At 60.2% G+C, this 12002-nt stretch carries 11 protein-coding genes; 7 read left to right on the top strand and 4 right to left on the bottom strand.

Annotated elements, in window-relative coordinates; all coding sequences use genetic code 11:
* Positions 1 to 121: 121 nt before the first annotated feature.
* From IVB07_RS39295 to IVB07_RS39280, 4 genes are all read left to right on the top strand, one after another.
* Positions 122 to 1003, top strand: coding sequence for a metal ABC transporter ATP-binding protein (locus tag IVB07_RS39295; RefSeq protein ID WP_247768009.1), 882 nt, complete (start codon positions 122 to 124; stop codon positions 1001 to 1003).
* A 50-nt stretch (positions 1004 to 1053) separates the two neighbouring features.
* Entirely contained in the window at positions 1054 to 1869 is an 816-nt protein-coding gene (locus IVB07_RS39290; RefSeq protein WP_247367300.1) for a metal ABC transporter permease, read from the top strand.
* Positions 1866 to 2804 carry a zinc ABC transporter substrate-binding protein gene (locus IVB07_RS39285; protein WP_247768008.1) on the top strand — a complete coding sequence of 313 codons (939 nt, stop codon included), beginning with the start codon at positions 1866 to 1868 and terminating at the stop codon, positions 2802 to 2804. The genes IVB07_RS39290 and IVB07_RS39285 overlap by 4 nt, the downstream gene beginning before the upstream one ends.
* Positions 2805 to 2887: 83 nt before the next feature.
* Positions 2888 to 4153 carry a choice-of-anchor tandem repeat NxxGxxAF-containing protein gene (locus IVB07_RS39280; RefSeq protein ID WP_247452603.1) on the top strand — a complete coding sequence of 422 codons (1266 nt, stop codon included), beginning with the start codon at positions 2888 to 2890 and terminating at the stop codon, positions 4151 to 4153.
* Between the two features lie 2 nt (positions 4154 to 4155).
* On the opposite strand, the gene IVB07_RS39275 is transcribed toward IVB07_RS39280, so the two are convergent.
* Both IVB07_RS39275 and IVB07_RS39270 read right to left on the bottom strand, forming a co-directional pair.
* Positions 4156 to 5169, bottom strand: a complete 1014-nt coding sequence (locus IVB07_RS39275; protein WP_247452604.1) for a substrate-binding domain-containing protein — start codon at positions 5167 to 5169, stop codon at positions 4156 to 4158.
* A 34-nt stretch (positions 5170 to 5203) separates the two neighbouring features.
* Entirely contained in the window at positions 5204 to 6223 is a 1020-nt protein-coding gene (locus IVB07_RS39270) for a cyclase family protein (protein ID WP_247385343.1), read from the bottom strand.
* Between the two features lie 961 nt (positions 6224 to 7184).
* Between IVB07_RS39270 and IVB07_RS39265 the strand changes: the two genes are divergently transcribed.
* The 3 genes from IVB07_RS39265 to IVB07_RS39255 all read left to right on the top strand — a co-directional run bounded on the left by IVB07_RS39265 (position 7185) and on the right by IVB07_RS39255 (position 9759).
* Positions 7185 to 8288: a DUF2336 domain-containing protein gene (locus tag IVB07_RS39265; protein WP_247452605.1), complete on the top strand. Its 1104-nt coding sequence runs from the start codon at positions 7185 to 7187 to the stop codon at positions 8286 to 8288.
* Entirely contained in the window at positions 8285 to 8608 is a 324-nt protein-coding gene (locus IVB07_RS39260; RefSeq protein ID WP_247452606.1) for a PilZ domain-containing protein, read from the top strand. The genes IVB07_RS39265 and IVB07_RS39260 overlap by 4 nt, the downstream gene beginning before the upstream one ends.
* A gap of 101 nt (positions 8609 to 8709) precedes the next feature.
* Entirely contained in the window at positions 8710 to 9759 is a 1050-nt protein-coding gene (locus IVB07_RS39255) for an HD domain-containing phosphohydrolase (RefSeq protein WP_247768007.1), read from the top strand.
* 261 nt (positions 9760 to 10020) lie between these two features.
* Here the strand turns inward: IVB07_RS39255 and IVB07_RS39250 are convergent, their stop codons facing one another.
* A complete protein-coding gene (locus IVB07_RS39250) occupies positions 10021 to 10230 on the bottom strand; it encodes a hypothetical protein (RefSeq protein ID WP_247768006.1) in 210 nt (69 codons plus the stop codon).
* Between the two features lie 446 nt (positions 10231 to 10676).
* The gene (locus IVB07_RS39245) at positions 10677 to 12002 is read right to left on the bottom strand and encodes an extracellular solute-binding protein (protein ID WP_247768005.1); all 1326 of its coding nucleotides are present in this window, start codon (positions 12000 to 12002) and stop codon (positions 10677 to 10679) included.

Genomic DNA, 12002 nt, shown 5'->3' with positions numbered 1-12002 from the left:
GATCCATGGGGCAGGATTGACCCGCCTAGTTGCGTTGCCTAGACTACTTCTGACATGTTCACCGGGACGTGTAATGGCCAATTCTTCGGATCCCGCGCGACGACGTTGGTCTGATCTCACCGTGCTCGGGCTGATGCGCGCCGGCACCGCACCTCTCACGCAATCATTTGCCGTCTCGCTCGCAGCGCTTGGACATAACGCGCAAGCTGCCTTTGTCCGTCTTTTCGACAACGGCTACCATCCCAACGCATCCGGAGAACACACTCGCCGGCTGGAAGGGATCTCAGTTCGCAATCTTTCCGTTCGATATGGTGATAAATACGCGCTTGAGAGCTTGACTGGCGAGTTTGGGCCCGCGAGCCTCACTGCCGTCGTCGGCCCAAACGGCGCCGGGAAGAGCTCGCTCCTGAAAGCGCTCGCCGGGATCCTTAGGCCTGCCATCGGTCAGGTCACTTGCGCCGCTGCTGAGTGGCATCGCCTGGCGTATCTCCCGCAGCGGGATGAACTCGACCGCGGCTTTCCGATCACGGTCGCCGAACTCGTGGCGCTGGGCGATTGGCGCGATTTTGGTGCGCTCCGCAAGCCGCCCCGGCGCCTCGCGGCGAGCGTCTACGAAGCAATCGCGGCCGTCGGCCTCTCAAGCCTCGCAGATCAGCAAATCTCTGAACTTTCCGTTGGCCACTTCCAGCGGGCTCTGTTTGCACGGCTGCTCCTGCAGGACGCCGACGTCATCTTGCTCGATGAGCCCTTCGCCTCGCTCGACGAGAACACGACCCAGGATCTGCTGCCTATCCTACAACGTTGGCGGACAGAAGGACGCACCGTCGTCGCGGTGCTGCATGATCTCGACCAGGTACGCCGATATTTCCCCTCGACCCTTCTGCTGGCGCGTTCGCCCATCGCATGGGGGGAAACCTCGGTTTCGCTTTCGGTCGACAATCTTGCGCGAGCAAAGCAAGCGCTAAATCCGCCAGAGAGCGCGCACATCGGATTGGTCGCGTGAGTGGACAGATCCTAGGCGTTTTGATCGATCCATTCGCGTCATTCGGATTCATGCGAATCGCACTCGTCGCGTGCTTCGCGCTCGCTTTGGCAAATGGGCCAATGGGTACACTTCTGCTCATGCGCCGCGAGAGCCTGGACGGAAACGTATTGTCGCATGCCGTCATGCCTGGCGCTGCGCTCGGCTTTCTTTACGCTGGCTATTCCCTGGCCGCTCTGACAATCGGGGGTCTGCTAACCGGGCTTGCGGTTGCGGCCCTCGCCGCACTTTCGGCAGGCTCGAGGTGGCAGCGCCAAGACTCAAACTTGATCGCCTTCTATCTGATATGTCTCTCATTCGGCGTCCTGATCGTCGCCGCACGCAGCAGCCAAGCCGACTTGGTGCACGTTCTTTTCGGCACGGTGCTTGCGGTCGACGTGAAGGCGTTGCTGCTAATGGCCAGCATCAGCAGCGCGACCATGCTCGTTGTGGCTGCGCTCTATCGACCCCTGGTGGTGGAATCCTTCGACCCCGCTTTCCTACGCGCTGTCGGGGGTGGCGGCGGCGCATTCCGCGCGATTTTCGTCACGCTCGTGGTTCTCAATCTCGTCGCCAGTTTCCAGGCCTTTGGCACGTTGCTTGCGATTGGCCCGATGCTGCTGCCCGCCGCCGCGGCGCGCTGCTGGACAAACAAAGTATTCCCGATGATTGTCCTTGCGACGGTCTTGGGAATGGCTGCGGCGCTTGTCGGGCTCCTCATTTCCTACTACGCGAATCTGCCCTCGGGGCCTGTCATTGTGATCAGCGCGGGAGTGATCTACGGCATGTCGCTGCTGGCAGCTGGCCGAACATGGCTTAAACCCGAGGGCCTTAGGAAAAAGCCATGAAAAGCGATCTTTCAATCCGCGCTCGGTTCGGCGTTGTTCTTGCCAGCGTTTCGATATTGCTCGGCGCCAGCACGGCCGGCGCGGAAGACAGGATCAAGGTAGTGGCGACATTCAGCGTGATCGGTGACATGGTCGCCAATGTTGCCGGGGATAAGGTCGATCTTGTCACCCTGGTCGGGCCCGCCGGCGACACCGAACTTTTCAAGCCGTCACTCGCCGACGGCAAAAATGTCGCCGAAGCCAAGATCGTCTTCATGAACGATCTCAATGACCAGTTCGAACCCTGGCTCGAGCCCCTGCTGAAACAGGTCAAGTTCAGCGGTGCCAAAATCATCGTCAGCAGGGGCGCGAAGACACATACTTCGGCGGAGGAACGCGGACCGCGCAGCAAATTTGGGGAGGAAGAGATCGACCAGCACGCCTGGCTCGACCCGAAGAACGGTGTCATCTACGTCCGGAACATCGCAACCGCCCTGGCAAAAAGCGATCCAGGCAATGCCGCGGAATATCGTGCGCGCGCGGATGCCTACATCAAGGAATTGCAGGCTGTCGACGCCTGGGCCAAGGCCGAGATCGCCGCGTTGCCGGCCGCAAAGCGGCGTGTTCTGGCCTCGCACGATTCGTTGCAATATCTGGCGAAGGCCTACGGCATTACGCTGCTGTCCATCAATGGTTGGACCAACAACAGCGAGCCGTCCGCGGCCGAGCTGGCGCGACTCACCCGACAGATCCAGCAGGAGGGCATACACGCGCTGTTCCTCGACAGCATCACCGATCCGCGCGCCATGCAGCAAGTGGCCAAGGAGACCGGAGCCTCGATTGGCGGTACTCTCTACGGTGACGCCCTTTCCAAGCCAGGCGAGGAAGCCGACACTTATCTGAAGATGCTCCGTCATGATGTGACGGCGCTCAAAGCCGGCATGATGAAGAACTGACGGAAATGGATGTCCCCCAACGGTCGCCTTTCCGCGGAGCATTGCTTGCTAGCGCGCGTTCCCGCCTAACGGTGGCAGGTGCGGTGGTCGTATCCCTTTGGATCGCGGTGTTATGGGCCAGTCTGTCAGAACCCACCCGCAAGGCTGAAGCGCCAACGACCTCTCAAGTAGTCAATGCGTTGCGGCTGGTCGTCGCCTCCGGACAGGCCGCGCCCGGTGGCGGCAGCTTCGACCGATTCGACGTCGGCTCGCAGCCGATCGTTGCGCCCGTCAACAGTCGAGGCCAAATTGCGTTTTACGCAAGCCTCGCGCGGGCGAAGGCGGCCGAGGGTATTTTCCTTGCAACCGCCTCGGGGATTACGAAGGCGGCGGCGGTGGGCGATGCGGTGCCGGGAGGTGGCGTGCTGTCCGAATTTGCGCGGCATCCACTTCCCGCGTTGAATGATGCCGGCAAGATTGCATTCGGTGCGAGTGTTGCCGGAGCGCGTGCCAACGAGGGGATTTTTCTGGTTGTGGAAGGCCGCCTTAAAGTGATTGCGCTGAGCGGGACGGACGCGCCGGGTGTGCGAAGCGGCACGTTTGCAGAATTCGATACGCCGGTGCTCAACAATCGCGATGAAATCGCTTTTGTGGGAACGGTCAGGCGAGGCCGGGAAACGCTGCAGGTCTTGTATCTGTATAGCGGGGGCGCATTGCGTAAGCTCGTGGCGAGCGGCGACGTAGCCCCGCGCGGCGGTACTTTTGATCGTTTCGGTCTACCGGCAATCAACAACAAGGGAGTGGTTGCCTTCCCCGCGGTCGTTGAGCACGGGGCGATTTTGGGCGGAATTTTTGCCGTCGGCGCCAGCGGTTTGAACGTTCTTGTGGGCGCGGGAGAGACCGCCCCCGGGGGCCAGATGCTGGTACGTTTTTCTGAGCGGGCTGCGATCGATGATGACGACAACGTAGCCTTCGTCGCCCATCTTGGCTCGAGCGCCGCATCCGAGGCGCTACTGGTTGCGAATGCAGGCGGTTTGACACAATTGGCGGTCACGGGCGAACCGGCGCCCGGCGGCGGTCGCTTTTCCGCCTTCGGCCCTTGGCCGAATTTCGGCCGAGACGGCACCATTGCGTTCGTGGCTGGCGTCGACGACGCGCCTGGTCCCCTCGGTATTTACATCGGAGGCGCCGGAGCCATTCGGCGGGTCGCGATGGTGGGAGACCGTCTTGCCAACGGTGCCTTCCTTCCCGCCCTCGCGCTCAATTCCGTCACCTCGGCAGGATCAGACGGCAGCTTGACATTCGCCACCATGACCAATCCGGAGCAGGGCCGCAATGGCATCTACTATTATGGACCGCCGGGGAGCTGAGGTCAGTTCATGTCAACCGGCGGATATTCGGCAAATACATTCTTCGCCGAAATCAGGACATGTTTGGTGAAAATCTGCGGCGGCACCTGCTCGCCTCGCAGCATCCGCAAGGCGATTGGAAGGATCTCGTAGCCATAGCGGTCGAAAAAATAGGCGACCGACCCCAGAATGACACTTCCGCGATTGGCGGGATCAATCTCCTTCTTTTCGCTGGCGCCGCCATGAATGCTGCGATCAGCACCCTGGCTAACGATGACGCAGTCGCTCATGCGCCCGGCCGTTTCGACCGCAGATTTGGCGGCGAGCGCCGAGGCATCGTCGAGCGCGGCAACAAGTATTTTGCGCCGGGTTTGAGTGGCTAGAAATTTAGCGAGCACGCTCCCGGCGCGAACCGAATGACCGGCACTATCCAATTGCACCGGCGAAAGGTCGGGCAGTTCCTGCCGCAACCCCTCCGTCAAACCCCGAACGCGCGCGGCGACGGCAGCGCCCGGATCGGAGACGTCGCCGAGGATTGCTGCGACCAGGGTCTGATCGGGCCAGGTCTCTTTGGCGAATTTGCCGAGGGCTTGGCCGGCGATCCGGCCTGCCGCGATATTATCGGCGGCATAGAGCGGCGCGCCTGGAATGGAATAATTCACTGCAAGGAAAGGAATGCCCGCCGTTTTCAGTTGGCGTCCGATTTCGGCATTTGCTTTCGCATCGGAATTATACTCGATCAGCAAGTCGACGTTTTTGGAGACGGCATCACGTGCGTTGACGACCGCCTTGTCGGCGTCGCCGCCATTGTCGTAGTAGATCATGTTCAAGGGCAAGCTTCGCGAGGCGAGCTCAAAGCTGCGGCGGATCTCCGCGCCGGTGAAGCCGAGACCATCGATCCGCGTGCCTGGCTCCTCGTTCAAATTAGCAAAGGCCACTCGGAAGCGTCGAGATTCCGCGTCGGCAGCGCGGTGAGCTGAAATTACAGCGAGGGTGGCCAACAAGAATCGACGGCGTCCCATCCGAAACGCCGTCATGGGACCTTGTTCGCTCCACCCTGCCCCAGGCACGCTACCGGATTGCATCGATGTTGACGAAGGTGCCGGTCGTGCCGACCGCCTTCGGCACGGTCATAGAGAGGAAGAAGGTCGCACGTTTGCTGCTCGCCGCCTCAGCGGCGATCAAATCCGTGCGAACGTTCTCGATGATGTGGATGCCATTATCCGTCAGCAGGATCGCGTGGACGGGAAAGGCTTCCATCGCATCCTCGCTAGGGATCACCTCAACCGCCCAGGTGTCGCTTCCGACCAACACCACCTTCTGATCGGCAAGCCATTGCGCAGCGGCTTTGCTAATTCCTGGCTCCGACTTATTGTAATTGGCGTTCTGCGCGGGGAATTGATTGAATAGGTCGCCCCAGCCGGTATGTAGAAAAACGGCATCTCCGTCACGCAGGGTGACGTTGTACATTTTCAAACCAGCCTGAATGTCGGCATCGGTGATCACCGTGCCGCCGTCGAGACATGGCATTCGGCATGCGGCATTGGTTTGCAGTTTTCCCGCGTCCTGGAACACCTTGACCATGTCAATGATCACGCCGCGCGTCGCAAAAGTCTTGAGGTTTTCAAGCCCCAGCTTCTTCAAGCCATTCTGGGTGACGAACTTACCCATCGGCGTCTGATTGTAGTAGCAATCCATGATGCCGATGTGGCCCATGCCGTCGATATGCGTACCGACATGGCTTTGACTGAGATAGGTGTCTTCCATATAGGTCAGTTTGTTTTTGCCGTATTCGGCACCGGGCACGAGCGAGGCGGTCGTCAGCATTGTCTTGGTGAAGCGGGTACCGAACAGAGGCACGCCGTCGACTAGATTGTAGGCCATGGGAACGACAGCGCCGGTTTGGATTTCCGCAGCGGCAGCCTTTGTCACGGCCGGAGTGATGCGATTGGTCGCTCCGATCTGATCGTCTGGGCCGAACGGAGATGGCTTTACCAGAGTCTTGCAATCGCTCTGAGCGTTAGCGATGCCAAAAGTGCAGAAGAGCGCCAATACCGATAATGCGGCGCCAATGATCACGCTGTGCTTCATGATCGCCTCCCTAAGATCTGCAGTTCAGATAGTCTGCTTGGATGTGCACGATCATGGCAGGCCCAGCCCGCCGTTTCAATCTGCGCGTTCGTGACGGTGGGTAGGTGCCAAAAGACCGGATGAGCCCTAGCTCCGTTGATTTCGGAGCCGGTGCGACAGCATCGCTGTCGCTTTAGGGAGCCAGAACTGAGCGGAAGACGCGCGGGGTCGTATCGCCCGCGTACCGTTAACCCGAGCAGGATCAGTTACGACCAGGTCAATGTCCGAGTTGGGTCATTCGAGTCGCTTTGACCATGAGATGACGACGAGTTCCGCGCGATCCCCCCGTGAGCGGACGTTCTCAGGACGGGCGAGCAAGTCTCAAAGGGGCCTGACGTCCGGTTCTCGCTGCCGCTGCCACGAACCCAAGTGTCGAAGGGTGCTGGACGGATGCCGCGGCTCAGGCTGCGGTGATAGCAGCACACAGGCACCTCTTCGACCAACTTCCGCCGCCACTGCAGCGCCAACCGGCTCGGCTTGAAAACCGCAAAACGAAGGTTGGCTCTCGGCCCATGGCGACTTATGACCTGCCGCCGCAACACGAGCGAGGCCCATTGCCGCTCAACTATCTGCATGGAGCAGCAACACCCGCCGCCAGCGATGACGATCGCCGGCCGCCAGCCCCTTTCGTCAAACGATCGGCAGCTCATAGACTTCCACGGCTCGCACCGCCGCACGACCGGCGTGAAGCCTACGTTCAGCGACCTTGTCGAGCTGCGAAGCCGGTCGATGTCGTTGAAGCAAAGGTTCTGTGTGGGCGCGCTTCGGTCATGAATGGAAACGGCGCGCCTGCCGATTTCAAGGATACCTCCCAAGTAATCACGGTTCCTGCCGGTGAGACACAGATCATAAACCTATGTTAACAACTTGGGCGCGTAATACGTGTGATTGCGTAGTTCCTTTTGACACTAAGGCCCCGCCGATGACGGGAATTGCCGCAGCCGATGTTATTGTCGAGTTGGACGCTACCATTGCGGGGAGCTCATCTGAACGTTGTGTTCGGATACTTCGGCGCATCGTCGAACTGCTTGTCGCCGGGAACGGTCGGTTGCAAGAGCCGCATATCGACCTGCTCGATGAGCTCCTTGTTCGGCTGATCGCCCCGATGGCCCCCTCCACACTTGTTGAGCTCAGTACAGCTCTTGCAGACCTGAGGGCGGCTCCCAAAAAAACGTTGCGGCGTCTTGCCTCATGCGAAGACGCCGCAATCGCGGTCCCCGTTCTGCGCCAATCTCCGGCCCTGTCGCCGTGGGATCTTATGGACATCGCGGGGTCCAGCAGCGAGCGTCACCTCCTCGCCATTGCTGACAGGCGCGAGATCGAAAATGTGGTGACGGACGTCCTGTTGCAGCGCGGCAGCAGCAAGGTCTGTCTGGCGCTTATCGGAAATCCAGCGGCGGGATTCTCCGACGCCGGCTATTCCATCTTGATCGGCAAGGCCGAGCAGGATAACGAGATCACCAAGGCTCTGGCCTTGAGGCCAGGCACACCGGACATGGTTGTCCGCGCGCTGCTATCGGCATCTCCACGACCAGCAACCGGCACGAACGCCGAAGCGCGTCCGTGCGCTTTTTCAGGGGCAGCCACGTCCTCCGAGATGCCGGTGACGGTGAAGCGCCCTCGGGACGCAGAATACGCTGCTGCGAGGCCGGAGATCGTATTGCTCAACCGCGGGGGCAAGCTGAACGACTCGACCGTTAATCGGTTCGTGATCCGGAGCGAGACCGCCAATCTGTACACCGCGCTGTCGGTGTTGTCCGGAGCGCCCGTCGAGGTCGTCGAGCACGTAATGGCGGAGCCCGATTGCGAAGGCTTGGTCATGGCGTGTCGGGCGTCGCGCCTGAATTGGCAGACAACGCTGGCCATCCTCAACAGCCGCGGCCCGCGCCTGTCATTCGGCGAACGCGAACGAGCTCAGGAGCTGTTTGAAAAGCTTCATCTGTCGACCAGCCAATGGTCCGTTCGTTGGGGAGAAATCTCCGCGGGCGCCGACGATCGGACTGCGAAATCGAGAGCAAGCCGATGAAGTTCGACGGTCGCAAGGCCTCTCGGGTACGGATGGACCACAGGCACGCCGTCAACCTGATGGGCTCCGACGGCACTTGGCGGCGAAGCTGCGTCCTGCTCGACGTCTCGGACACCGGCGCCAAGATCGAGGTCGAGGGATCGGTCGACGTTCTCAAGGCGAAGGAGTTCTTCATGCTGCTGTCGTCCACGGGACTAGCCTATCGGCGCTGCGAGTTGGTCTGGATCGACGGAACCATCGCTGGGGTTCACTTCATCCACGCAGATGGCAAGAAAGCCCAAAAAACGGCCAGCGACAGAGCGGCACCGAAACAAACTTAAGCCGAGCAGTGTCATCGAAATCTGATCTGATGCAATGATCATGCAGAATCTGACGACGAGGCCCAATTCAGACCGGCACCTGACAAAAAGAGGTATCAGTCATGTTGGTACATGTCCTGGCTGATGCTTCCGATAAGCTCTTCGGGCTCTGCTCGGTCCTTGAAAGGCAGTTCACTGTCGCGGGCGAGCGGCTCGACGTGGAGGCAAAGCTACCGCATGCGCCTGCCGCCGTGGTCATCCGTGCCGATCTACGATCTGTCGAAAACATTGCCGCACTGAAAAGGAGAGCTTTGCGTCTCGCAAAGACCGGAAAGCGCATCTTCCTCGTCGAGCAAACCTCCCACGTTTGCGTCTCGCAGGCGTACGCGCTGGGCGCCACCCTGGTTTTGTCCGGCAAGATCGATCCGACCAAGCTCACGGCCGCGCTATCTGATCCGGCCGGGAGCGAAGCCGGTTCGACGTGCGACATCTCGCGGCCTGACGATGCGGTCGAGGTCGGGGCCTACGCCATCGCATCGTTGTTCACTTTGGTCACACTCGGAGAGCGGATCGACGTCGACGGCACCAAAGAGGCCGGCCGCATGATCACTGACCGGATTGCCGAGCACGGGTTATCCGAATGGCTGACGACGGTGCGGCGCCATCGCGAGGGAACCTACCAGCACTGCCTTCTCGTAACCGGCGTTGCGATCGATTTTGGCCTCAGTCTCGGCGTCCGCAAAAGCGACCTCGAACGGCTCTCTACCGCTGCCATGTTCCACGACATCGGCAAGGCTAGGATTCCCCTGGCGATTCTCGACAAGCCGGGCCGCCTCGACGACAAGGAGCGCGCGCTGGTTGAGACCCATCCGGCGGCGGGTTACGACGTGCTGAAGGAGCACGGCTCCATCTCACCCGAAATACTCGATTGCGTCCGGCACCATCACGAATATCTCGACGGCAGCGGCTATCCCGACGGCTTTTGCGCCGAGAGCATCACGGACATCGTTCGCATCCTTACCATCTCGGATATCTTTGCGGCGCTGATCGAGCACCGGCGGTACAAGCCGATGATGCCGCGCGAGGCGGCCTACGGCATTCTCTGCGGCATGAGGGGAAAGCTGGAAAAGGCGCTGGTATCCTCGTTCAAAGACGTTGCGCTCACCAGATGATTTCGATGCGTTTCGCGGTGCTCCTCATCAGCTTCTCCCTCAAAATCAGGAGCGAATTATAGCAAAGCGATAGTCTTTTCACTCCGTCAGGGGCAGTCGCTGATCTAGCGTGAGCATGCGACGAGGTCTGCTGTGGGGTTAAAATCTGGAGAGCTCAACCTGTGAGAAAATCAAGTCCCCCCTGTCCCACTGAGCGGGCATTCATGAGGCCGGACGCTACTTCGCAATGTGTGGACGGGTCAGGGTTGGCAGGGAGAATCTTCACTTGCGGCGTTGGTCCCGTGCCGCCGCGTAGAGGCGGCCCATCACGCGCGCCGTCTCGACGCCACCGAAGCGGCCGTTGCCGATGAGGCGACGGACGACCGCACCATTCTTCTGCTCGACGAACGCCTGATCGTTCTTCTTGTACGCGCGCCAGCGTGTGACTTCGAGCTTCTGTTCGCGAGGCCATGGCACGACGACATCGTTCATGAAGGCATGTCGTTGTCCAAGTCCACCCCGCGCAAGAACCAAGGCGCGCGCGCCCGAAGAGGCTCTGTGCCCGATTGATCGCCTCGACGACGAGCAACCTTCCCGCGTCACCAACGGCAGACACTCCGTCCAGCGCGTGGCGACATCGACCGTCGTCAGGGTCTGGATGAACGAGTCAGCCACCGACGCGCCGCCATGAGCGACCATGTCAACCTAGCAAAACCCGGGCGGCGGACTGTTCCAGTCATTGAAGTGCGGATCGGGATCTCGCGCCGGATTGCCGAATAGAATCCGGCACGGCGCCGTCTGCCGCCGCTCGCCGCGATCTTCACGTCGGCGAGCAGGCGGTCGATGGTTGCGGCGCCGATGAGCAGAACACGATCACCTGTACTTGCTAGCTTTGATGGCGCATGCGCGCTCAACCGTCCAGGTGGACACCCGCGCTATCAGGTTCGCATGAACCCTTCGCACTCGCCTTCGGCCCACGTGAGCGTTTTCTCCAGTGGCTCGCCCTGCGAGTAGCGCAGCGCCATCTTGGTCATCGTCGCGCGCGTGTAGATCTGCTGTGCGACCTTCGGCGGGGCCGGCCAACCCGCAATCGATAGGCTTTGATGTTTGAACGGGTTAGCATAGTGAAAGAGCGTACCCTTCGGTGGCTCCGCTTCCGCCCATACGGGCAACGTCGTCAGCTTTTCATAGGCCGGCAGGTCATAACCGGCGCTGGCGACCACAAGCTTCTCGGTCGAGGACGGCTGCGACAAATGCGCAAGCAGGCTCTTTGCTGCTTTCTTGTTCTTGGAGAAAGCCCAGATTGTCCAGAACGCGGGAAGATATGGCGCGAAGCGCCCCTTAGGCCCAGCCGGGAACCCGTAGGTCCACAATTGTTCGGCGAGTCGCGGAGCGTCGCGCTTCGCAACTGCCCACGCGCTCGGCGGATTGAAAATTAGGGCGGCTTTTCCGGCTATCAGCAGTTTGTTGTTCGATGCATCGTCCCATGCGCCCACATCTGGCGGCAAGAAAACCAACAACCTCCTATAGAATTCTAGTGCCTGCCGTACTTCATCGGTTTTGACCGTGAGATTACCATCGGCATCAACAAGATGACCGCCGAATGACTGGAAGATAGCTCCGGCGGTACACACGCTATCGTTGGTATCGCCGAGTCCAATCCCGAACGGGAAACCCGCCTTGTGACAGGCTTCGGCTGCCTTCAGGAACGTATCCATAGTCCAATGTTCGGCTTTCGGCGGCAACCCCGCTGGATACATCGCCTGCACATCGATCTTGGCATGCTCCTTCATGAGGTCGATGCGGGAGCACGGGGGCTGGATCTGGCTGCCCTGGCAAGCGGGAACCCCGATCCATCTATCGTTAGCTCGAGCAAGATAGTTGACGGTTTCATTCACGCTGCCATTCTGTTTGAGAACGGGCTCCATCACATCGTCAACTGGCTCAAGCAACTCGGCGAAACTGTGGGGTTGCCATGTGGCCTGACGCAATACGTCGTGACCGGTCTTCGCTTGTGCTTCGGCTTGGCCCGTCAGGAGAAGCTTGTTGCCTTGGCTCGTGATGTAATCAATCTGAACCTCAACTCTTTCCCGCTCGGCCCATTCAGTAACAAGATCCGTCGCGCTCTTGTTCGCTCCGGGAACCCAGTGATCCCAGAAGCCTATGGTTAGCTTGCCGGCCGCATAGGCTCCGCGCACATACGGCGCAGTGACGAGTGCCGTAGATGTCGCAGCTACGAATTCTCGTCGTGACAGTTTGGACAT

The sequence above is a fragment of the Bradyrhizobium sp. 172 genome (assembly GCF_023101065.1).
GTDB lineage: Bacteria > Pseudomonadota > Alphaproteobacteria > Rhizobiales > Xanthobacteraceae > Bradyrhizobium > Bradyrhizobium canariense_D.
This window is presented reverse-complemented; position numbering and strand designations above follow the sequence as displayed.